The organism is Sphingomonas sp. (assembly GCF_036388435.1).
Classification (GTDB): domain Bacteria; phylum Pseudomonadota; class Alphaproteobacteria; order Sphingomonadales; family Sphingomonadaceae; genus Sphingomonas.
On sequence record NZ_DASVRV010000011.1, the window covers coordinates 1 to 21820 of the forward strand.

At 69.4% G+C, this 21820-nt stretch carries 19 protein-coding genes and 1 pseudogene; 15 read left to right on the forward strand and 5 right to left on the reverse strand.

Translation table 11 applies throughout. From position 1 onward, the window contains the following. From VF592_RS02910 to VF592_RS02955, 10 genes are all read left to right on the forward strand, one after another. On the forward strand, positions 1–179 hold a 179-nt coding region (locus tag VF592_RS02910; protein ID WP_331004147.1), incomplete at its 5' end, for a 4Fe-4S binding protein. Between the two features lie 64 nt (positions 180–243). Continuing rightward, complete coding sequence (locus VF592_RS02915; protein ID WP_331004103.1) at positions 244–855, forward strand: NADH-quinone oxidoreductase subunit J; 612 nt, start codon at positions 244–246, stop codon at positions 853–855. After that, positions 852–1157, forward strand: coding sequence for an NADH-quinone oxidoreductase subunit NuoK (nuoK, locus tag VF592_RS02920; protein WP_331004104.1), 306 nt, complete (start codon positions 852–854; stop codon positions 1155–1157). Before VF592_RS02915 ends, nuoK begins: the two co-directional genes overlap by 4 nt. A 4-nt stretch (positions 1158–1161) precedes the next feature. Then, entirely contained in the window at positions 1162–3222 is a 2061-nt protein-coding gene (nuoL, locus tag VF592_RS02925) for an NADH-quinone oxidoreductase subunit L (protein WP_331004105.1), read from the forward strand. Positions 3223–3256: 34 nt separating this feature from the next. Further along, a complete protein-coding gene (locus VF592_RS02930; RefSeq protein WP_414714142.1) occupies positions 3257–4765 on the forward strand; it encodes an NADH-quinone oxidoreductase subunit M in 1509 nt (502 codons plus the stop codon). Next, a complete protein-coding gene (gene nuoN, locus VF592_RS02935) occupies positions 4765–6228 on the forward strand; it encodes an NADH-quinone oxidoreductase subunit NuoN (protein ID WP_331004107.1) in 1464 nt (487 codons plus the stop codon). The genes VF592_RS02930 and nuoN overlap by 1 nt, the downstream gene beginning before the upstream one ends. Positions 6229–6233: 5 nt before the next feature. Then, positions 6234–6932: a biotin--[acetyl-CoA-carboxylase] ligase gene (locus VF592_RS02940; RefSeq protein ID WP_331004148.1), complete on the forward strand. Its 699-nt coding sequence runs from the start codon at positions 6234–6236 to the stop codon at positions 6930–6932. An 8-nt stretch (positions 6933–6940) separates the two neighbouring features. Next, complete coding sequence (locus VF592_RS02945) at positions 6941–7723, forward strand: type III pantothenate kinase (protein ID WP_331004108.1); 783 nt, start codon at positions 6941–6943, stop codon at positions 7721–7723. Positions 7724–7772: 49 nt separating this feature from the next. After that, complete coding sequence (locus VF592_RS02950) at positions 7773–9410, forward strand: ribonuclease J (protein ID WP_331004109.1); 1638 nt, start codon at positions 7773–7775, stop codon at positions 9408–9410. A 17-nt stretch (positions 9411–9427) separates the two neighbouring features. Then, positions 9428–9709: a DUF1467 family protein gene (locus tag VF592_RS02955; protein WP_331004110.1), complete on the forward strand. Its 282-nt coding sequence runs from the start codon at positions 9428–9430 to the stop codon at positions 9707–9709. A gap of 40 nt (positions 9710–9749) precedes the next feature. On the opposite strand, the gene VF592_RS02960 is transcribed toward VF592_RS02955, so the two are convergent. Next, positions 9750–11990: a hypothetical protein gene (locus tag VF592_RS02960; RefSeq protein WP_331004111.1), complete on the reverse strand. Its 2241-nt coding sequence runs from the start codon at positions 11988–11990 to the stop codon at positions 9750–9752. A 105-nt stretch (positions 11991–12095) separates the two neighbouring features. On the opposite strand from VF592_RS02960, the gene VF592_RS02965 reads away from it, so the two are divergent. The 4 genes from VF592_RS02965 to VF592_RS02980 are packed head-to-tail and all read left to right on the forward strand — an operon-like array spanning position 12096 to position 16108. Continuing rightward, entirely contained in the window at positions 12096–12392 is a 297-nt protein-coding gene (locus VF592_RS02965; protein ID WP_331004112.1) for an Hpt domain-containing protein, read from the forward strand. A 60-nt stretch (positions 12393–12452) separates the two neighbouring features. Beyond that, positions 12453–13634, forward strand: a complete 1182-nt coding sequence (locus VF592_RS02970) for a hypothetical protein (protein ID WP_331004113.1) — start codon at positions 12453–12455, stop codon at positions 13632–13634. Positions 13635–13670: 36 nt separating this feature from the next. Further along, on the forward strand, positions 13671–14774 hold the full coding sequence (locus VF592_RS02975) for a DUF2336 domain-containing protein (RefSeq protein WP_331004114.1): 1104 nt from the start codon (positions 13671–13673) through the stop codon (positions 14772–14774). Continuing rightward, complete coding sequence (locus VF592_RS02980) at positions 14771–16108, forward strand: HAMP domain-containing sensor histidine kinase (protein WP_331004115.1); 1338 nt, start codon at positions 14771–14773, stop codon at positions 16106–16108. The genes VF592_RS02975 and VF592_RS02980 overlap by 4 nt, the downstream gene beginning before the upstream one ends. Here the strand turns inward: VF592_RS02980 and VF592_RS02985 are convergent. Genes VF592_RS02985 through gltX form a run of 3 tightly spaced genes read right to left on the reverse strand, consistent with a single transcriptional unit; the run spans position 16085 to position 18997 of the window. Next, a complete protein-coding gene (locus VF592_RS02985; RefSeq protein ID WP_331004116.1) occupies positions 16085–16276 on the reverse strand; it encodes a hypothetical protein in 192 nt (63 codons plus the stop codon). The genes VF592_RS02980 and VF592_RS02985 overlap by 24 nt on opposite strands. 4 nt (positions 16277–16280) lie before the next feature. Beyond that, the gene (locus tag VF592_RS02990) at positions 16281–17564 is read right to left on the reverse strand and encodes a citrate synthase (RefSeq protein WP_331004117.1); all 1284 of its coding nucleotides are present in this window, start codon (positions 17562–17564) and stop codon (positions 16281–16283) included. A gap of 20 nt (positions 17565–17584) precedes the next feature. After that, positions 17585–18997: a glutamate--tRNA ligase gene (gene gltX / locus VF592_RS02995; protein ID WP_414714141.1), complete on the reverse strand. Its 1413-nt coding sequence runs from the start codon at positions 18995–18997 to the stop codon at positions 17585–17587. Between the two features lie 225 nt (positions 18998–19222). Here gltX and VF592_RS03000 point away from each other — a divergent pair. Beyond that, a pseudogene (locus tag VF592_RS03000) lies at positions 19223–20563 on the forward strand (ComEC/Rec2 family competence protein); the annotation flags it as partial. Positions 20564–21122: 559 nt separating this feature from the next. Here the strand turns inward: VF592_RS03000 and lexA are convergent. Further along, a complete protein-coding gene (lexA, locus tag VF592_RS03005) occupies positions 21123–21791 on the reverse strand; it encodes a transcriptional repressor LexA (RefSeq protein WP_331004119.1) in 669 nt (222 codons plus the stop codon). Between the last annotated feature and the right edge of the window lie 29 nt (positions 21792–21820).

The following is a 21820-nucleotide window of genomic DNA, read 5'->3' on the forward strand; positions in this document are numbered from 1 at the left end:
ATTGCGGCCTCTGCCAGGAAGCCTGCCCGGTCGACGCTATCGTCGAGGGGCCGAATTTCGAATATGCGACCGAGACCCGGGAGGAATTGCTCTACGATAAGGCGAAGCTGCTCGCCAACGGCGACAAATGGGAGCGGGCGCTCGCGGCCAACCTTGCCGCCGATGCCCCCTACCGGTAGGCGCAGGCCGTCACGATGAGCAGCCGATTCATTTCCGTCATTCCCGCGAAAACGGGGCTCGTCGTTGATCCAGGCCATCGCCTTTTATCTGTTCGCGACCGTCGTGATCGCGTCCGCCGCGATGACGATATCGTCGCGCAACCCGGTCCATTCGGTGCTGTGGCTGATCCTGGCCTTCTTCAACGCCGCAGGGCTGATGGTGCTCGTCGGGGCGGAGTTCATCGCGATGCTGCTCGTCATCGTGTATGTGGGCGCGGTCGCGGTGTTGTTCCTGTTCGTGGTCATGATGCTCGACATCGACCTGGCGGAGATGCGCCGGGGCGTCGTGCGCTACCTGCCGCTGGGCCTCGCGCTGGCGGCGGCGTTGCTGGCGGAGATCATCATCGGCCTGGGTGCCTATGGCGCGGGCGGGATCGAGCTGGCCCGGCGGACCGCGCCGACGGTGGCCGGTATTCCCAATATCCAGGCGATCGGCGGGCTGCTCTACACCCGCTACCTGTTCATCTTCGAGGCGGCGGGGCTGGTGCTGCTGGTCGCGATGATCGGCGCGATCGTGCTGACGCACCGCCAGCGCGGGGGCGTGCGCGCGCAGAACGTATCGCGCCAGAACGCCCGGCGCCCGCAGGACGCAACGCGCAACACCAATCCGCCGATCGGGCAGGGAGTGCGACTGTGATCGGGTTGATCCACTATCTCGTCGTCGGGGCGATCCTGTTCACCATGGGGGTGCTGGGCATCTTCCTGAACCGCAAGAACCTGATCGTCATCCTGATGGCGATCGAGCTGATCCTGCTGGCGGTGAACATCAACCTGGTCGCCTTCGCCGCGCATCTGAACGACCTGGTCGGCCAGGTGTTCGCGATGTTCGTGCTGACCGTCGCGGCGGGCGAGGCGGCGATCGGGCTCGCCATTCTCGTCATCTATTTCCGCGGTCGCGGCACCATCGCGGTCGATGATGTCGACCGGATGAAGGGTTGAGCGCTTGATCCACCTGATCGTCTTCCTGCCGCTGCTCGCGGCCGTCATCGCCGGACTCGGCAACCGCAAATTCGGCGGGGTCGTGCCCAAGCTGTTGACTACGGGCGCGCTGTTCGCGTCGTGCCTGTTGTCCTGGCCGATCTTCCTGGGTTTCCTGGGTGGCGAGACGCCCTCCTATGTCGCCCCCGTCATGTCCTGGATCGTGTCGGGCGAGATGGACGTCAGCTGGGGCCTGCGCGTCGACGCGCTGACCTCGGTCATGCTGGTCGTCATCACCTCGGTTTCGGCGCTCGTCCACCTGTATAGCTGGGGCTATATGGACGAGGATCCGGACCAGCCGCGCTTCTTCGCCTATCTGTCGCTCTTCACCTTCGCGATGCTGATGCTGGTGACGGCGGACAACCTGGTCCAGATGTTCTTCGGCTGGGAGGGCGTCGGGCTCGCCTCCTACCTGCTGATCGGATTCTGGTACAAGAAGCCGTCCGCCAACGCCGCCGCGATCAAGGCGTTCGTCGTCAACCGCGTCGGCGATCTGGGCTTCATGCTCGGGATCTTCGGCGTCTATCTCGTCTTCCGCACCGTCTCGATCCCGGAGGTCCTGGCCGCGGCGCCGGGGATGAGCGGGTCGACGATCGGCTTTCTGGGGATGCGCGCGGACACGCTGACGGTGTTGTGCCTGTTGCTGTTCGTCGGCGCGATGGGGAAGTCGGCGCAATTGGGGCTCCACACCTGGCTTCCCGACGCCATGGAGGGGCCGACCCCGGTGTCGGCGCTGATCCATGCCGCCACGATGGTCACCGCGGGCGTGTTCATGGTCTGCCGCCTGAGCCCGTTGTTCGAGGCCGCGCCGGTAGCGCTCGGCGTCGTGACGGCGGTGGGCGCCGCGACCTGCCTGTTCGCCGCCAGCGTCGGGCTGGTCCAGACCGACATCAAGCGCGTGATCGCCTATTCGACCTGTTCGCAGCTCGGCTACATGTTCTTCGCGGCGGGCGTCGGCGCGTACGGCGCGGCGATGTTCCACCTGTTCACCCATGCCTTCTTCAAGGCGCTGCTGTTCCTAGGTGCGGGATCGGTGATCCATGCAATGCATCACGAGCAGGACATGCGCTTCTATGGCGGCCTGCGTAAGGCGATCCCGCTGACCTTCGCGGCCATGCTGATCGGCACGCTCGCGATCACCGGGGTCGGGCTGTACGGCGTGGGCGGTTTCGCGGGCTTCTATTCCAAGGACGCCATCATCGAGGCGAGCTGGGCGTCGGGCTGGCTGGGCGTGTCGATGGTGGGAATGCTCGTCGCCTTCATGACCAGCTTCTATTCGTGGCGGCTGATGTTCCTGACCTTCTGGGGCCAGCCGCGCTGGGCGGCGTCCGAGCATATCCAGCATGCGCTCCACGACGCGCACGGCCATGGCCATGACCAGCAGGCGCATCCCGCGGGCGAGGATAGCGGGCACACGCCGTCTACCCACGACGCCGCGCAAGGCCATGTCCCGCACGGCACCGGCGGCTATCATCCGCATGAAAGCCCCTGGTCGATGCTGGCGCCGCTGCTGGTCCTGTCGGTCGGCGCGATCGCGGCCGGTTTCGCCTTCCACCATTTCTTCATCGAGCCCGAGGCCGGGGCCGAGTTCTGGCGCAGCAGCATCGCCTTTCGCGAGCATTTGATGCACGAAATGCACGAGGTGCCGCTGCCGGTGAAGCTGTCGGCGACGATCGCGATGCTGGCCGGGCTGGCGCTCGCCTGGGCGATGTACATCCGCTCGGCCGACGCGCCCGCCCGGACGGCGGACACCTTCCGCGTCGTCTATGACTTCGTTCTCCACAAATGGTATTTCGACGAGTTGTACCACCTCATCTTCGTCCGCCCCGCCTTCGCGCTCGGCCGCTTGTTCTGGCACCGCGGCGACGAGAAGACGATCGACCGTTTCGGCCCCAACGGGTCGGCCTGGGTCGTGCAGGCGGGCACGCGCGCGGCGGCGAGACTTCAGACTGGACACATCTATACCTATGCCTTCGTCATGCTGATCGGGCTCACCGCCGCGGTGACCTGGGCCATCGCGGGTTGACCCGGTGACCGGAGGCTATCCCATCCTGTCGCTGATGCTCGGCGTGCCCACGCTCGCCGCGGTCGCCTGCCTGTTCGTGTCCGCGCGCGAGGCGCGCTGGCTGGCGCTGGCCGCCACGCTGGTCGACCTCCTGCTCGGCATCCTGCTCTGGACGGGGTTCGAGACCGGCGGGGCGCAGTGGCAGTTCGTCGAATATCAGCCGGCCTTCGGGCGCTTCGCCTGGGCGCTGGGCATCGACGGCTTCGCGCTGCTGCTGATCATGCTCAGCGTCTTCCTGATGCCGATCTGCATCGGCGCGAGCTGGAACGCGATCGAGAAGCGCGTGCCCGAATATATGTCCGCCTTCCTGCTGACCGAGGTGCTGATGATCGGCACCTTCGCGGCGCAGGACATCTTCCTGTTCTACATCTTCTTCGAAGCCGGTCTGATCCCGATGTTCCTGATCATCGGTATCTGGGGCGGCGCGAACCGCATCTACGCCAGCTACAAGTTCTTTCTTTACACGCTGCTCGGCTCGCTCGTGATGCTGATCGCGATGCTGTACATGACGCGCGCGGCGGGGACGACCTACATCCCGCAGCTGATGGCGCACGACTTCGACCGCCAAGCCCAGACCTGGCTGTGGCTCGCCTTTTTCGCGTCCTTCGCGGTCAAGATGCCGATGTGGCCCGTCCATACGTGGCTGCCCGACGCCCACGTCCAGGCGCCGACCGCCGGGTCGGTCATCCTGGCGGGCGTGTTGCTGAAGCTGGGCGGCTATGGTTTCCTGCGCTTCTCGCTACCGATGTTTCCCGAAGCGTCGGGGCAGCTCGCCTGGATCGTGTTCGCGCTGTCGGCGGTCGCCGTGATCTACACCTCGCTCGTGGCGCTGGTGCAGGCCGACATGAAGAAGCTGATCGCCTATTCGTCGGTCGCGCACATGGCGATCGTGACGATCGGGCTGTTCGCGTTCAACCGGCAGGGGATCGAGGGCGCGATGATCGTCATGCTCTCGCACGGCCTCGTCTCGGCGGCATTGTTCCTGTGCGTGGGCGTCATCTACGACCGGCTCCACACGCGCGAGATCGCGGCCTATGGCGGCGTCGCGAGCGTGATGCCGACCTTCGCGGTATTTTTCCTGCTCTTCACCATGGCCACGATCGGCCTGCCGGGGACCAGCGGCTTCGTCGGCGAGTTCCTCAGCCTGCTCGGCAGTTATCAGGTATCGACCTGGACCGCCTTGCTTTGCACCACCGGCATCATCCTGGGCGCGGCCTATTCGCTCTATCTCTATCGCCGCGTCGCCTACGGTGAGATCGGGTCGGACGCCGTGCGCGCCATGCCCGATCTCAGCCGCCGCGAGCTGTGGCTGCTCGCGCCCATCGCGGGCGTAGTGTTGTGGATGGGCGTCTATCCCGAGAGTTTCATGGCGCCGATGCGCGACGATGTCGGCCGGCTGCTGGCGCGGATCGAGCGCGCGACTCCGGTCAGCGACTCCCGCCCGACCGCCGGGCGACCCGTGGCCGTGACCGCGCCCGCCGCGGCGCATGAGGGCGCGCATTGATGACCTATGCCGACAACCTGTTGATGACCCTGCCCGAACTGGTGCTGTCGCTCGGCGCGATCGCGCTGATGCTGGTCGGCGCCTGGGGCGGGCAGAAATCGACCCGCGCCGTATCGTGGACCGCGATCGCGATCATCGGCGGCGCGGCAGTGGCGCTCGCCGGTCCGGCCTCGGGCGGGGGCACGGCGTTCGGCGGGCTCTACCGCGCCGACGCCTTCGCCGCCTTCGCCAAGGTGCTGATCTATCTCGCGTCGGCGGTCGCCATCGTCATGGCGTCCGGTTTTTTCGAGCGGACCTCGGGCGACGATCTGCGTCCCGAATATCCGGTGCTGATCCTGCTCTCCACCGCGGGCGCGGGGATGATGGTGTCGGCGGGCGACCTGCTGACGCTCTATGTCGGACTCGAGCTGCAGAGCCTGTCCTCCTATGTGCTGGCGAGCTTCATGCGGCGCGACACGCGCTCGGCGGAGGCGGGGCTGAAATATTTCGTGCTGGGCGCGCTCGCCTCGGGCATCCTGCTCTACGGCATATCGCTGGTTTACGGGTTCAGCGGCACGACGCTCTTCACCGGCATCGCCGACGCCTATTCCGTGCCGCGCGCCGAGCTGTCGACGGGGCTGCTGTTCGGGCTGGTCTTCGTCTTCGCCGGCATCGCGTTCAAGATCGCCGCCGTCCCGTTCCACATGTGGACCCCCGACGTGTACGAGGGAGCGCCGACGCCCGTGACCGCGCTGTTCGCGACCGCGCAGAAGGTCGCCGCCGTCGCGCTGGCGGTCAGGGTCGCGATGGAGGCGATGGGGCCGGCGGTGTTCCAGTGGCGCCAGATCGTCATCTTCGCCGCGCTCGCCTCGATCGCGCTCGGCGCGGTGGCGGCGATCGGCCAGACCAACATCAAGCGGCTGCTCGCCTATTCGTCGATCAACAATGTCGGTTTCGCGCTGATCGGGCTGGCCGCCGGATCGGTCGAGGGCGTGTCGTCGGTGCTGACCTATATGGCCATCTATATCGCGATGACGATGGGCAGCTTCCTGGTCGTGCTCCAGATGCGCGAGCCGGACGGCACGCCCGTCGAGAGCATCGCGTCGCTGGCGGGCATGTCGCGCACCCGTCCCGCGCTGGCGGCGGCGCTGGCGATCTTCATGCTGTCGCTGGCCGGCATTCCGCCCTTGTTCGGCTTTTGGGCCAAGTTCGTCGTGTTCGACGCGGCGGTCCAGGCGGGGTTGTTCCCGCTGGCGGTGATCGGCATCGCGCTGTCCACCGTCGGCGCCTATTACTACCTGCGCATCGTCAAGCTGATGTATTTCGACGAGCCGGCGGGCAGCTTTCCCCCGATCACCAGCCGGATCGAGGGTGGGCTGATCGCCGCGACCGCGTTGTTCGTGTCGCCGATCGGCTATTTCGCGATCGTGCCGCTGGGCGTCTGGACGATGGCGGCGGCGCGGTCGCTGCTCCCGCTACCCTGACGGCGATCCGTACCGTCGCGGAGACGGGATCGACCAATGCGGACATGGCGGCGCTGGCCCGGAGCGGGCTGGGCGAGGGGGTGTGGCTGCGCGCCGAACGCCAGACCGCCGGGCGTGGGCGCCAGGGGCGGAACTGGGCATCGCCGCCCGGCAACCTATATGCGAGCACGCTGGTGCGGTTGCGCCCCACCGACCCGTCGCCGGCCACGCTGGGGCTAGTCGCGGCGGTCGCGCTCGACGAGGCGGTGCGCGTCCATGCGCGTGACGTGCCGCTGGCGATCAAATGGCCCAACGACCTGCTGCTGGGCGGCGCCAAGCTGTCGGGCATCCTGCTGGAGCGGGTAGAGGACGCCGTGGTGCTCGGCATCGGCGTCAACCTGGCGCATCATCCCGACCTCGCCGATCGGCCGACGACCAGCCTCGCCGAGCACGGCGCCGTCGTCGACCCCGGTGATTTCGCCGACACGCTGGCGGAGGCGGTCGCGCGCTGGCTGGCGACGTGGCGCGGGGGTGGGCTCGCGCCGATCCGCGCCCGCTGGCTCGACCGCGCGCATCCGCCTGGCACCGCGCTCGCCGCGCGCCTACCCGATGGAAGCGTGCTGGAGGGGCTGTTCGCGGGGCTGGACGGCGACGGCGCGTTGACCCTGCGCTTGGCGAGCGGCGGCACCCGTGTCATTCACGCGGCCGACGTGTTCCAGGTTTAGGACGGAAGATGCTGCTCGCCATCGACGCCGGCAATACCAATGTCGTCTTCGCGCTCGTCGAGGGGCGGCGGATCAGGGCGCGGTGGCGGATCGCGACCGATCCCCGGCGCACCGCCGACGAATATGCAGTGTGGCTGAGCCAGCTGCTCCAGATCGAGGGCTATCAGCGCGGCGACGTGCGCGCCGTGATCGTCGCGACGGTGGTGCCGCGCGCGCTCCACAACCTCCAGGTGCTGGCCCAGAAATATTTCGGCACCGACGCGCTGATCGCGGGCCGCGCGCCGCTCGAATGGGGGATCGCGATCGATGTCGACGAGCCGCAATCGCTCGGCGCCGACCGTGCGGTCAACACGATCGCCGCGCACGAACTTCATGCCGGCGACCTGATCGTGATCGATTTCGGAACGGCGACGACCTTCGACGTCAGCGATTATAACGGCGCCTACAAGGGCGGCATCATCGCGCCGGGGATCAACCTGTCGCTCGACGCGCTCGTTACCGCCGCCGCCAAGCTCCCGCGCATCGCGGTCGAGGCGCCCGCAAGGCCCGGCGTGATCGGGCGCAACACCGTCGACCAGATGCAGATCGGCATCTTCTGGGGTTATGTCGCGATGATCGAGGGACTGGTCGCGCGCCTCAAGGCCGAGGTCGGGCGGCCCGCCAAGGTCATCGCCACGGGCGGGCTGGCGACCCTGTTTCAGCCGCATACGGCGCTATTCGACGCGATCGAACCCGACCTGACCATACAGGGGCTGGCGATCATGGCCGAACGCGCCCATATCCACCCCTGACATCTCCGCGCCCCGAAACGGCGCCTCCAGTATAAACCGAAAGAACTGAATGACTCCGGCAAACGAACTACTTTTCTGCGCCCTCGGTGGATCGGGCGAGATCGGCATGAACGTCAATCTCTACGGCGCGAACGGCAAATGGGTGATGGTCGATTGCGGCATCACCTTCGCCGATGCGGGCTATCCCGGCATCGACGTGATCCTGCCCGACCTGTCCTTCATCGAGGACCGGCGCGAAAGCCTGGTCGGCGTCGTGCTGACTCATGGGCATGAGGACCATATCGGCGCGCTGCCCTATCTGGCCGAGGATCTGGGTGTCCCGCTCTACGCCACCCCGTTCACCGCCGGGCTGATCCGCGGCAAGCTGGAGGAGGAGGGGATCGCGAACCGCGTCAAGCTGCGCGTGATCCAGCCCGACCAGCAATTCGACGTGGGGCCGTTCGGCTTCCGCTTCGTGCCGCTGTCGCACTCCATCCCGGAGGCGAACGCGCTGCTGATCGATACGCCGTACGGCCGTGTCTTCCACACGGGTGATTGGAAGCTCGACAGCGATCCCGTGATCGGCACGCCGGCGACGCCCGAGCAGCTCCAGGCGATCGGCGACGAGGGCGTGGACGTGATGGTCTGCGACTCGACCAACGTGTTCAACGACACGGCGTCGGGGTCGGAGGCGAGCGTGTTCGGCGGGATGCTGGAGGCGGTCGACGCCGCGCGCGGACGCGTGGTCGTGACCAGTTTCGCGTCCAACGTCGCCCGGCTGTCGACGATCGCCAAGGTCGCGGTCGAGACGGGGCGCTCGCTCTGCGTCGCGGGCCGGTCGCTCGACCGCATCCTCAAGGTCGCGCGCCAGTGCGGGTATCTCAAGGACTTCCCGAACACCGTCTCGCCCGAGGAGGCGATGCGGCTGCCGCCCAAGCAGGTATTGGTCGTGGCGACGGGCGGGCAGGGCGAACCGCGCGCCGCGCTCGGCCGCATCGTCGATGGCAGTCACCCGCTCGCGCTCTCCGCTGGCGACAGCGTGATATTCTCGTCGCGTCAGATCCCCGGCAACGAGGTCGCGATCGGTCGCATCCAGAACATCCTGGCGGCCAAGGGCGTGTCGATGATCACCGAGCGTCAGGCGCATGTCCATGTGTCGGGCCATCCGGGTCGCCCCGAGCTCGCCCAGATGTACCAGTGGATCCGCCCCAAGCTGCTCGTGCCGGTGCACGGCGAGGCGCGGCACCTGATGGAACATGGGCGCTTCGGCCTGTCGGAGGGTGTGCCCGAGACGATCGTCCAGACGAACGGCGACATCGTGCGGCTGACGCCCGGCTCGGCCAAGAAGGTCGGCCATGCGCCCGTCGGGCGGCTGGTGCTCGACGGCGACGTGATCCTGCCCGCCGACGGCACGACGATCAACGAGCGCCGCAAGATCGCGATCAACGGCCAGATCTCGGTCGCGATCGCGATCGGCCGCAACGGCGCGCTAATGGGCAGCCCCCAAGTCCGCATCCAGGGCATCCCCGTCGAGGAGGACCGCGTACCGTTCATCGAGGACACGGTCGCCGCCGTCGCCGCGGCGGTGAAGGGCGGCAAGCGCCAGCCCGACCGCGTCCGGGAGGATGTGCGCCTGGCGGTCCGCAAGATCGCCACGCGCTGGACCGGCAAGAAGCCGATCGTCGACGTGCTGCTGATCCAGGCCTGATCGGGGGCTGATCCGCGATGCAATGGACCTCGGCGCTCGCGATCTACCTGCTTTTCTGGTCGTTCTCCGTGTTCGTCGTCCTGCCCTTCGGGGTCAGGACGACGCATGAGGTCGGGGGGCAGCATGTCCCGGGCCAGGCCGAAAGCGCCCCGCATGAATTCGACCTGCGCCGCCTGTTGCTGCGCGCCACCGTCGTCGCGACGGTGACGTTCGCGGCCTATTATCTGAACTACGTCAATGGCTGGATCACGCCTGAATCGGTGAACCTGTTCCTGCGCAGGCGGGCCGATCTGGACTGACGGTCGATCTGGATCGACGGGAAAGGGGCGGGGCCGCGCCTTATCGCAGCCGTTCGATCGCCTGCGCCAGCGCGACGTACAGCTTGCCCATGTCCGACGACAACAGGGTGATACTCAGCGACGACCCATCCGCCTGTTGCAGGATGGTGCGCAGCATCGCCTCGAAGTCATGGATATACCGGTTGACCGACTCGCGGAACGCCGCGTCCGCGTCGTAGAGCCGCGCCACGTCGCGCGCGTCGCCGCCGTCCAGCAGCCGCACCGCCCGCCGGGTGAACACCCCCCGATCGCCCTTCAGATAAGCCGCCCAGGCGCTGTCCGACACATCGGGGCCGAGCATCTTAGTGACGTCGATCGAGGCCGAGTTGAGCGCCTCGATCAGCCCGGCGACCCGCCGGGACAGCGTGTCGCGATCGCCCTTTTCCCGCTCGTCACGCGCTTGTTCGATCCGGGCTTCGACGATCGCGGTCTGGTCGGCGATCGCCTGGCACTCGCGCGCGACGCGCTCGGCGGCGTGGGTGGCGGCGGCGACCGCTGCCTCGGTGGCCGTGCCGAGCGCCTCTACCTGGCGCTCGACGGTCGACGAGGCGGCACGGCGCAGCGCGTCGGTTCCCGCCGCCTCCAGTCGGGCGACCGCGTCGGGCACGATCGCGGCCAGCGTCTCGCGCGCATGATCGGCGGTGGCGGCGGCGCTGTCGCGCACGCGGAGCAGCGCCTGGACGAGCTGGGGCGCCGCCTCGTCGGCGAAACGCTGCGTGCGGGCGATCGCCTCGTCCACCGTATGCCCCAGCGCATCCGCCTTGGCGCGGCCCGTCGACAGCGTGTCGAGCAGCTGTCCCGACAATTGGTCCAGCGTCCGGCGCTGCTCGGCGATCACGCCCGCGATGGCCTCGATCGCGTCATGGGTGCTTTCGGCGGCGGTGACGAGCGCGAACAGCTCGGGCTTGGCCTCGCCGATGATCCGCTTGCTTCCCGCGATCCGGGCGTCGAGTCGCGTCAGCGCCTCGGGCAGCGTTTCGTCGATCTCGCGCGATGCGGAGTCGAGCGCGATCAGCAGCGACTCGGTGGTGCCGATCGTGTGGGTCGCCATGGCGTCGCCCGCCCGGAGCGCCTCCGTCATCGCGTCGGCCGATCCGCCCAGCACGCTGATCGACGCCGCCAGCGTCTGCGCGCGCTCCGATCCTTGTTCGTGCAGCCGGTCGAGCTGGACCTCGACGTCCGCGATCCCCGTCTGGAGCCGGTCGACGATCAGGTCGCCCGAAGCGCGCTGCGCGTCGAGCCGGCCCGATACGCGCTCGATCAGCGCCTCGATCGATCCGATCCGCGCGGCCAGCGCGTCGGCGCTGTCGCGCGCCGCACCGTCGAGCCGCGACTGGTGCGCCGCGACCGTCGCGACCATCGCCTCGCCCTGCGCGGCGATGCCTTGACGCGCGCCGTCGACGGTCGCGGTGGTGCGCGCGATCAGCTCCTCGACGGTGTGCGACAATTGGGCGCCGACCGTTTCCAACCGCGCGCCCGCCGTGTCGCTGCGCGCTTCCATCTCCGCGAGATGCTGGGCAAGACTGCGCGCGGCGTCCCGTGCCAGCGCGTCCGCCTCGCGCCCGCGCTCCGCCAGCGCGGTGACCCGCATATCGAGGTCGGCCGCATGTTCCGCGGCCGAATAGCCGGTGCGGTCGAGCAGCCGCGCCGCTTCCTCCACCCCCGCCTGGGTGGCCGGCAAGGTGGCGAGCAGCGCGTCGACGCTCCCGCGCGCAGCCGTCGCGGCATCGGCCAGCCCGCGCGCATGGGCGTCGATCCGCGCGACCTCGGCGCCCACGTCGCGCTCGATCCCGCCGAGCCGGGCATGGGCCGCGTCGCCCATCGCCAGCAACGCGTTCACCTGCTCGGTCAGCTTGGCACGATTGGCGTCGATCGCGCGCGACAGGCCCGCCACCGTCCGTTCCAGCTGAGCCGCCTCGTGGCGCATCGCCCGCGCGGTCTCGCCGAAGCGGCGGCCCTCGGCGCGGCTGGTACGCTGGGCGAGCAGCCAGATCGCCGCGATCAGGATCGGCACGACGCACAAGGCGGCGATGAACTGCAGGATCTGGACGGCGTCCATGCCGCCCAGCCGGGGCCAGGCGAGCCATAACGATAGCACAAGCCATGCGAGCACCGAGCCGCCGGCCACATAGGGCCAGACCGAGCGCGACGGCTCGGGCTCGTACGCGTCCGGTGTCTCGGCGTGATCGCTCCAGCCAGCGGCCGCAGCGAAGCCCTCCTCGGCGCGTAGTTCCACGGTCATTCCCCCTGTTGCGTGCCGGTTTACCATGTTTCGGACGCGCGACAATGCGTCGGCGCGGCACGCGGGTTACCGGGCGTTAACCCGTTCGGCGCTACTTCCCCGTTCATGGCATATGACCCGGGAGCGATCGAGGCGGCACTGGCGGCGGCGGTGGGCGACGAGCCCGGACTGATCGCGGAACTGCGCCTGGCTTTTCACGACAGCGCCGACCGCGCGCTGAATGCCCTGACGCAGGCGGGTGACGAGCCCGCATGGCGCGAGGCGTGCTGGCGACTCAAGGGGTTGGCGGCCAGCTTCGGCGCGGTCCGGTTGATGGTGCTCGCCTCCGACGCGGCCGATCAGCCCCCCGGCGACGCGGTCAGCCTGCGTCGACTGCGTCGGGCGGTCGAACGCCTGGCCTGACGCCCCGGAGCGAGGCCGCGCGGCTAGACGGGACGTACCGCCCGCGCCTAACAGCGGCCCATGCTCGCCGGATTATTGTTCGCCATCCGTGACGCGGAGGACCGGCCCGATCGGCTTACCGCCACCCTGCCGTTCGCCGGAACCAGCCTGATCGAATATCAGGCGCGGCTGCTGATCGCGGCGGGCGCGTCGCAGATCGTCGTCGTTGTCACCCGCCTGACCCCCGACCTGCTCGGCGCGATCAGCCGGATCGGCCGGCGCGGCGTCGCCGTCGATGCGGTGCGCGGCGCGGCCGAGGCGGCGGAAAAGCTGCATCCGCTGTCCCGCGTGCTGGTTCTCGCCGACGGGCTGGTCACGACCGAGGCGCTGCTCTGGCCGCTTGCCGGAGACGGGCCCGACACCTTGCTGGTCCTCGGCGAGCAGGAGGCCGGATCGGCCCATGAGCGGATCGGCGGGCGAATGGCCTGGGCCGGGATCGCGCGGCTCGGCCCCGCGCGCCTGCGCGACGTGGCGGCGATGCCGCGCGACTGGGACATGCAGTCGGCGCTGCTGCGCGCGGCGTCGCAGGGTGGCGCGGCGCATCTGTTGCTGCCCGCCAATGCAACGGCCGAGGGACATGGGATCGAGCATCGCGCCGCCACGCTGGACGCGCGGGGCCGCGTGGTGCTGTCGGGGGCGATCGCCGACCGGCAAGGGTGGTTCGATCGCTGGATCGCCGCTCCGGTGGGCCGGCTCGCGCTGCCCGTGCTGGTCGCGCGCGGCGTGTCGGCGGGCGCGGTCGCGATCGGGGGCGGTGTGCTGGGAATGGGCGGGCTCGCGGCGATCCACGCCGAGTGGATCGTGAGCGGCCTGTTTCTCACCCTGTGCGCCGTCGTCGCCTGGACGGTGGGGGGAACGCTTGCCGCGCTGCGCGACGAGGCGACGCTCGCGCGGGGTCAGGTAGGGGCGGCGTTGCTGATGCCCGCGCTGTCGGCGCTGTTGCTCGCGCTCGGCATCGGCACCCGCTCGGGCGAGCCGAGCGCGCTGGTCGTCACGATCGCGCTGTTGACGCTCGCCGGCCTTGGCGAGCGCACGATCCTGGGCCGGGAACGGCGTCTGTTCTGGGGCGGCGCGGGCGCCTATCTCCTACTGGTGCTCGCGGGCGCCGCGTTCGGCGTTCCGGCGGTCGGGCTCGCGATCGCGGCGGTTTACGCGGCGGCGACGCTGGGCGCCGCGATCGAGGTCCTCCGCCGAAAGGCTTAGTTCGCCCTTAACCGTGAAGCGGATAAAGGGGGCCGAATGGCGTGCGAACTTCCCCCCGGCGAATTCTCCCCTGGCGGCGATGAGGTGTCTCGGTCGGGTCATGCCCGCGCGGCGGCGGCGGATGCCGATACCGACCGGCGGCTGCATCACGCGATCGGCGACTTGTTCCTGCCCGAAGCGGCACGGCTGGACGAACGCACCCGCGCCACCATCCACCATCTGCTCGCCGGCATCGTCGCCGGGGCGGAAGCCGAGATGCGCCGCCATGCCGCGCGGCTCCTCACCGCGCGCGGCGCGATCCGGGCCGCCGAAACGCTGCTCGGCGGGCCGCCCGTGCTCGCACGGCTGACCGACGCCGGGTTGCTTCGCGATCCCGAGCTGATGGAGGAACTGATCGCGCGGGTCGAACTCGACCTGTTGTTCGACGCGCTGCCGCCGTCGGTCGCGACGCCCGACCGCGCAAGCCTGTTGGTCCGCTGGGCGGACGCGCCCGACGGCGTGGTCGCGGACGCGTCGCTGGCGCTGATGGCGGCCGATAACCGCCGGCGCGGGGCCAGCGCGGGCACGGGGCCGATCCGGAACGAGCTCCCCGCCGAACTTCACCAGCGCCTGCTCTGGTGGGTCGCCGCCGCGCTCCGCGACCAAGCCACGGAGTCCGACGGCATGGCCGAACGCGACCGCGCGCTGGCCGATGCGACGCTGCGCAGCCTGGGCGCCCATGACGAAGGCGACCGATCCGAGGCCGTCGCCGCTCGGCTGGCGAACGCGGTCGACGCGCAAGCGGGCGAACTCGGCCCGCTTCTGGTCGAGGCGGTCGCGGACCGCCGCGCCGCCCTGTTCGTGGCCCTTCTGGCCCGTGCCGGCGGCATCGATCAGGAACAGGTGCGTCACCTGACCGTCGACCCGCGCGGCGACCTGCTGATCCTGTTGCTTCACGCGGTCGGCGTCGAGCGCGATCGGATCGCCCGGATCGGGGTGGCGCTTGCCGGGGCCGATTCGCGGCGCGACCTCGATCGACTCGCCGACGCGATCGACTGGGCGGTCGCCCATGATCCGCGCCAGGCCCGCGCGGCGCTCGCTCCGCTCGCCCTCAACCGCGATTTCCGCGCCGCGGTGCGTCTGCTGGCGCGCGGACGATGAGCGTGGCGGAGATCGCGCACGGCGTCGTCGATGGCGAGGGTCGCCTGGTCGAGGCGGACGACGCGCTGCTCGGCCTGGTCATGCGCGCGGGCGGCGGGCTGGGCCAGCTGCTCGCCGTGCCGCAGCTGGCGACGCTGGCGCGGCTGGCGCGGCGGCTCGCCGTGCCGATCGCGCGCGGCGTGATCGTCGCCGACCGGGATGCCGATATCGAGCTGTTCGTCCGCGCCCAGATCGACGGCGCGACCGTGCGGCTGTCCGTCGCGGGCTGGACCGAGCGCCAGCCCTGGCGCCCGGCGGGCGAGCGCGCGCGCTTCGACCTGTTCGTCGCCGATGCGGAATGGCGCTGGGAATGCGACGCGGCGCTGCGCTTGGGGGCGGTGTCGATCGAGGCGGGGGCGCGGCACGGTTTCGACGCGGTCGGGCTGCTCGGCCGTCCGATCACCGACCTGTTCGGGTTCGAGCCCGACGGCAATGAGCGCCTGCCGATCCTGGAAGCCCTGGCGGAGCGTCGCCCCTTTTCCATGCAGCCCGCCAAGTTGCGCCCGTCCGGGGCGCCCGTGCTCGTATCGGCGCTCGCGCGGCGCGATGCGGCGGGCGAGTTCGCCGGGTTCACCGGCGGCGTCCGCTCGATCGACCTTCCCGAAAGCGGGACCGCGCCCTCGGTCGCGGTGACGCTCGGGGATCGCCTCGAACGCGCGTTGCGGCGTCCGCTCGGCCAGATCATCGCCAATGCCGACAGCATCGGCGCGGAAGGCGAGGGCGCGCTGAGCACCGACTATGCGGGCTATGCCGCCGATATCGCCAGCGCCGGGCGTCACCTGATGGCGTTGATCGACGATCTGGCCGATCTCGAGGCGGTGGAACGTCCCGACTTCATGCCGATGATCGAGCCGATCGACCTGGCCGATGTCGCGCGCCGGGCAGCCGGGCTGTTGTCGGTGCGCGCCGCCAATGCCGGCGTGACGATCACCCGGCCGCCATCGGACCGGCATGTGCCGGTGCGGGGCGATTTCCGCCGCGTGCTCCAGATCCTGGTGAACCTCGTCGGCAATGCCGTGCGCTATTCGCCGAGCGGGAGCAGCGTCGTCGTGTCGGTCGACGAGCAGGGCCGCGCAACCGTCGCCGACACCGGCAGGGGGATCGCGCCCGGGGATCAGGCCCGCGTGTTCGAGAAATTCGAACGCGTCGACGTGACCGAGCCGGGCGGGAGCGGGCTGGGCCTGTACATCGCCCGCCGCCTCGCCCGCGCCATGGGCGGGGACATCGCGGTGGAGAGCACGCCCGGACAGGGTGCGCGCTTCACCCTCTCGCTACCGCCGGACCCGCCGCGCTAGCAGGATCAGCACCAGCCCGACCACCGCGAGCACCGCGCCGCGCGTGATCCAGACGTCGACGCCGATCATCGGGCTGGGTAGGAAGGTGACGATCCCCAGCCCCTGGCCGATCCACAACAGCCCCATCAGCGTGGCGAGCACGCCGACGATCAACAGCGCGGTGCGCACCCGCTCAGCGCTCGCCGACGGGGAGGTAGGTGCGCTGCGTCGGACCCGAATAAAGCTGGCGCGGGCGGCCGATCTTCTGGTCGGGATCGGTGATCATCTCGTTCCACTGCGCCACCCAGCCGACGGTGCGCGCGAGCGCGAACAAGGCGGTGAACATCGAGGTCGGGAAACCGATCGCCGACAGGATCACCCCCGAATAGAAATCGACGTTCGGGAACAGCTTCTTGTCGACGAAATACGGATCGTTCAGCGCCATCTCCTCCAACTGGAGCGCCACGTCGAACACGGGGTCGGAGACCTTGAGCGCGTCGAACACCTCGCGCACGGTCTTCTGCATGACGGTCGCGCGCGGGTCGTAATTCTTGTACACGCGGTGGCCGAAGCCCATCAGCCGGAACGGGTCGTTCTTGTCCTTGGCGCGCGCGATGAACTCGGGAATGCGGTCGGGCGTCCCGATCTCGCGCAGCATGTTGAGCGCGGCCTCGTTGGCGCCGCCATGCGCCGGACCCCAGAGGCACGCGATCCCCGCCGCGATGCACGCGAAGGGATTGGCGCCCGACGATCCCGCGAGCCGCACGGTCGAGGTCGACGCGTTCTGCTCGTGATCGGCGTGGAGGATGAAAATGCGGTCCATCGCGCGCTCGACGACCGGGTTCACCTCATAGGGCTCGGCCGGCACGCCGAAGGTCATGCGGAGGAAATTACCCGTGTAGCTGAGCGAATTGTCGGGATAGAGGAAGGGCTGGCCGACGCTGTACTTATACGCCATCGCCGCGATCGTCGGCATCTTGGCGAGCAGCCGGTGGCTGGCGATGGTGCGCTGGACCGGGTCGTGGATGTCGGTCGAATCATGGTAGAAGGCCGACAGCGCGCCTACCACGCCGCACATGATCGCCATGGGATGCGCGTCGCGCCGGAACCCGCGAAAGAAGGTCGCGAGCTGCTCGTGGACCATGGTGTGGCGGGTGATGGTGGTCGAGAATTTCGTGAGCTCGTCGGCGCTGGGCAGCTCGCCGTTGAGCAGCAGGTACGACACTTCCATGAAGGTCGACTGTTCGGCCAGCTCGCCGATCGGATAGCCGCGGTGGAGCAGCACGCCCTGGTCACCGTCGATATAGGTGATCTTGGACTGGCAGCTCGCGGTCGAGGTGAAGCCGGGATCGTAGGTGAAGGCGTCGGTATCGGCATAAAGCTTGCGGATATCGACCACGTCGGGCCCGACCGTGCCGGACATGACCGGATAGTCGAATTGCTTGCCGCCGAGGTCGAACTTGGCCGTGTCGCTCATTCCCGTAACTCCCAAAAAATTCAGGCGGCCATCCGGTCCGCGATCCGCGCCAGGCTTTCCTCCCGGCCGAGCAGGACCAGGACGTCGAAGATGCCGGGCGAGGTCTTGCGACCCGTCAGCGCGGCGCGAAGCGGCTGGGCGACTTGGCCGAGCTTGACGCCCCGCTCTTCGGCCACGCGCCGTACCGCGCCTTCGAGCAACTCCGTATCCCAGGACGGCGCGGCGTCAAGCGCGTCGTGCACCGCAGCAAGAAGCGCCGGCGCGTCGCCCGCCAGCAGGGTCCGCGCCGCGTCGTCATAGTCGAGCGGGCGGGTCGCGAACAGGAAGCGCGCGCCCTCGCCCAGATCGTTCAGATTGGCCGCGCGCACCTTGAGCACCGGCATGGCGCGCGCGAGCAGCGCGACATCGTCGGACCCGATCCGGGGTGCCACCAGATCGGCCAGCCGCGCGTCGTCCGCCTCGCGCAGATAATGGCCGTTGAGGTTCTCCAGCTTCTTGGTGTCGAAGCGCGAGGGCGACTTGCCGACCGCGGCCAGGTCGAACCAGCGCACCGCATCGTCGCGCGATATGATCTCGGCGTCGCCATGCCCCCAGCCGAGCCTGAGCAGATAATTGCCCAGCGCTTCGGGCAGGATGCCCAGCTCGTCGCGATAGGCTTCCACGCCGACCGCGCCGTGGCGCTTGGACAGCTTGGCGCCGTCCGCGCCGTGGATCAGCGGGATATGCGCATAGACCGGCTCGGGCCAGTCCATCGCCCTGTAGATGGGCAGCTGGCGAAAGGCGTTGTTGAGGTGGTCGTCCCCGCGGATGACATGCGTCACGCCCATGTCGTGGTCGTCGACGACGACCGCGAGCATATAGGTGGGCGTCCCGTCCGACCGCAGCAGCACCATGTCGTCCAGCTCGGCATTCCGGACGGTGACGGGGCCCTGCACCCGGTCGTCGATCGTCGTCGCCCCCTCGCGCGGGGCCTTCAACCGCACGACGAAGGGCTGCCCTGCGGGGGCACCGTCGGCGCGGTCGCGCCATGGGCTGCCCGCGCGCACGGGACGCTTCTCCGCCTCGGCCTCGGCGCGCTGGGCCGCGAGTTCCTCGGCGGTCATGTAGCAGCGATAGGCGTGGCCGTTCGACACCATGTGATGCGCGACCTCGGCATGGCGATCGGCGCGCGCGAACTGGAAAACAGGTTCGCGGTCGGGCTTCAGCCCCAGCCAATCCATGCCGGCCAGGATGGCGTCGATGGCCGCCTGGGTCGAACGGGCGCGGTCGGTATCCTCGATCCTGAGCAGGAACTCGCCGCCATGATGACGCGCGAACAGCCAATTGAAGAGCGCGGTACGCGCCCCGCCGAGATGGAGGAACCCGGTCGGTGACGGCGCGAAGCGAGTCACCACGCGGCCGGTATTGGTTTCCGTTGCGCTCAACCGCGCCACCTCCCAGAATGCTCGACGATGGCCAGCTCAGCCGCTCGCGCCCCTAGCATGCCCTTTCCGCGGCGAACAATGGGCGAGTGGCGGCGCGATCTCGGCATGGCCGTCGAGCACGCGCTGGAAGCGGAGCGCGAACAGCTCGCCTTGTGGGTGCCGGTTGCGATCATGGCAGGCATCACGATCTGGTTCCTGCTCCCCGACGAGCGCGCCTGGGGCGCGGTGCTGCTGATGCTCGTCTCGGCGGCCGGGCTCGGTGCCGCGCGCGCGCGAGGTGGCCGCGCGGCGGCCGTGGTGGCGTGCGGCGCGCTCGCGGTGGCGTTGGGACTGGGCCTGATCTGGTGGCGTGCGGAGCGGGTCGCCGCGCCGGTCCTGTCGCGCCCCGCGATCGCCGCCTTCACCGCCCGCGTCGAGCGCGTCGAGCGCGTCGAGCCGCTGCCGGCCCGTGCGTTGGTGCGGCTGACCTTGGCCCCCGAAGCGATCGCTGGCCTGCCGCCGCGGGTGCGGGTGAATCTTGCTAGAGACGACGCGCCGGCCAGGCTGACCCGTGGTGCCGTGGTGCGCCTGCGCGCGCGGTTGATGCCGCCGCCCGAGGCCGCGCTGCCGGGTGCCTATGATTATGCGCGGGTGGCCTGGTTCGCGGGGGTGGGCGCGACGGGGCGGGGCTTCGCGCCGGTAACGGTGCTGCGCGCCGGGGACGACGCGTCGACGCTGCGCGAGCGCCTCACCCGCCATATCGAGGGACGGCTGGAAGGGAGCGTCGGTGGGATCGCCTCGGCGCTCGCGACCGGCGACGAGGGCGCGATCGCCGAGGACGACGCGGAGGCGATGCGCCGCGCCGGGCTCGCGCATCTCCTGTCGGTCAGCGGGCTCCACATCACCGCCGTGGTCGCGGCGACGATGGTCATCGCGCTGCGGCTGCCGGCGCTCAGCCCCTGGCTCGCGCTCAATCTCAGGCTACCCGTCACCGCCGCCGGTGCCGGCGCGGTGACGGCGATCGCCTATACTTGGCTGACGGGCGCGGAGGTGCCGACGATCCGGTCCTGCGTGGCCGCGCTGCTGGTGCTCGCGGCGCTGGCGATGGGTCGTCAGGCTCTGACGCTTCGCCTGGTCGCGGTTGGAGCGCTGGCCGTCATGCTCGCCTGGCCCGAGGCGGTGGCGGGGCCGAGCTTTCAGCTCTCCTTCGCGGCGATCGTCGCGATCGTGGCGCTTCACGAGCAGCCGGTGATACGGGCCTGGTTCGCACCCGGGGATGAGCGTTGGACCCGGCGGTTCGGCCGCAATGTCCTGTCGCTCCTGTTGACGGGCATCGCGGTAGAGGTCGCGCTGATGCCGATCGCCGTTTTCCATTTCCATCAGGCGGGGCTCTACGGCGCGCTGGCCAATATCGTCGCCATCCCGTTCACGACCTTCGTCATCATGCCGTTGGAAGCCGCCGCCCTGCTGCTCGATCCGCTCGGGTTGAGTGGACCTGTCTGGTGGCTGGTCGGCCACGCGATCGGCCTGTTACTTGGCAGTGCGCAGTGGGTCGCGGCGGCACCGGGTGCGGTCGCGGCGCTGCCGGCGATGCCGAGCGGCGCCTTCGGGCTGATGGTAGCGGGTGGGCTGTGGATCGCGTTGTGGCGGACGCGGTGGCGGCGATGGGGCGTCGTGCCGGTGCTGGCGGGCGCGGTCTGGGCGCTCTCGACACCGGCGCCCGAGCTGCTGGTCACCGGCGACGGGCGCCATGTCGCGATACGGTTGGGAGACGGGCGGCTGGCGATGCTGCGCGACCGCGCGGGCGATTATGTCCGGGACATGCTCGCCGAGAATGGCGGCGTCGATGGCGAGCCCATACTGCTCGCCGAACAGGCGGAAGCGGACTGCAACCGCGACCTGTGCGCGGTGCGGGTCGCGGGCTACCGCGTGGCGGCGACCCGGAGCGCCTATCTAATGCCGATCAACGAGGTGACGGCACTGTGCCGTACGGTCGATATCATCATCAGCGAGCGAAGACTGCCGCGAACCTGCCGACCGACATGGCTCAAGCTCGATCGCCCGGTGCTGGCGCGGACCGGCGGGGTAGCAGTCAGCCTAGCGACGGGCCGGATCGCCACCGTCCGGTCGTCCGGCGACCGGCATCCGTGGCGGGTCAGTCGTATCGGCGCAGGATTCCCGACAGCTTACCCTGTACCCGCACCTGCGACGGGGCGTAACGCTGAGGATCATAGGCGCGGTTTGCCGGATCGAGCCGGACCATCGCCCCCTCGCGGCGGAAATATTTGAGCGTCGCTTCCGAATCCTCGATCAACGCCACGACGATCTCACCGTCGCGTGCATCTTCGGTCCGGCGGATCAGCGCGTAATCGCCGTCGAGGATCCCCGCCTCGACCATCGAGTCGCCCGACACCTCCAGCGCGTAATGCTCGCCCTGGCCCAGCAGCGCGGCCGGGACGGAGAGCATTGTCGATCCCTCGAACGCCTCGATCGGCACACCGGCGGCGATACGACCGTGCAGCGGGATCTCGACCACGTCGTTGGCGGGGCGGGGAAGCGGGACGGCCTCGCGGATCGGCGCCTTGGCACGCGCCGGCTTCTTTTCCGACCGCTCGGGCATCCGCAATATCTCGAGCGCGCGGGCCCGGTTGGGCAGGCGGCGGATGAACTGTCGCTCCTCCAGCGCGGAGATCAGGCGATGGACCCCGGATTTGGACTTGAGGTCGAGCGCGTCCTTCATCTCCTCGAACGAGGGGGAGATGCCCGTATCGTTCAGCCGGTCGTTGATGAAGCAGACTAGTTCGTGCTGCTTGCGCGTGAGCATGGTGGTCCTCCGCTGGGAACAGACTCTCA